2 protein-coding genes are annotated in these 786 nt (G+C 68.7%); both read right to left on the bottom strand.

The window, feature by feature from the left end; translation table 11 throughout:
- Positions 1 to 508: IS3 family transposase (locus CWO89_RS44800; protein ID WP_130584447.1), on the bottom strand; the 508-nt coding region annotated here is incomplete at its 3' end.
- Positions 505 to 786 (bottom strand): helix-turn-helix domain-containing protein (locus tag CWO89_RS47420; RefSeq protein WP_207234724.1); only part of this gene is annotated, 282 nt, incomplete at its 5' end. The genes CWO89_RS47420 and CWO89_RS44800, both read right to left, overlap by 4 nt.

The raw sequence follows: 786 nt of genomic DNA, 5'->3' as shown, positions 1-786 counted from the left end.
AGAGCGCGGCGACCGCCAGACGCGCCTCCAGGTGCGTCGCCAGGGCCCAGCCGACCACCCGCCGGCTGAAGGCGTCGAGCACGATGGCGAGATAGGCGAACTCCTCCTGCAGACGGATGTAGGTGATGTCCGCCACCCAGAGCTGGTCGAGGCCGCTCGGCACCATGGCGCGGGCCAGGTTCGATACCACGTGCCACGGGTGGCGCGAGTCCGTCGTGACAGGCACGAACGGCCGCTGCCGCAAGCACAGCAGATTATCCTGCTGCATCAGGCGCAGCACGCGTTTGCGGTTCACCGCAAAGCCCTCGCGGCGCAACTGCGCGGCGATCCGGCGATAGCCGTAATGCCTGTAGGCAAGCGCCAGCCGCTGGATCGCGTCTCGCACGGCGGTTTCTTCGGCACGTGGGGCGGAAGCCGCCCAATGCCGATAATAGCCGGCCCGGCTGACGCCAGCCAATCGGCACATCCGTTCGATCGTCAGCTCGCCTTGCCGCGGGGAGGTCGTCATCGCTTGGATGACCGCGTAGACCCCGTCACGCCAGGCCCGCTGCTCGGCCGGCGTGCTTCCTTGACCCGCCGCAAGGCTTGCCGAAAAAAATCCAGTTCAATCTGCTGCTGGCCGATCTTGCGCTCAAGTTCGGCAATGCGCTCGGGCGCGCCACGGTCGGCCGCCGCAACATCGCGCGCCCGCGCCCTCACGCTCGGTGCAACCGCATCGCTCTTGCGCGGACGCCCCAGCGGCCGCAGCGCCTCCGCCCCGCCGACGCGAAATAGATCGCGCCATGC

Source organism: Bradyrhizobium sp. Leo170 (assembly GCF_004296405.1).
Taxonomy (GTDB): domain Bacteria; phylum Pseudomonadota; class Alphaproteobacteria; order Rhizobiales; family Xanthobacteraceae; genus Bradyrhizobium.
The sequence above is the reverse complement of the archived record's forward strand: the minus strand, read 5'-3'. Positions and strand labels throughout refer to the sequence as shown.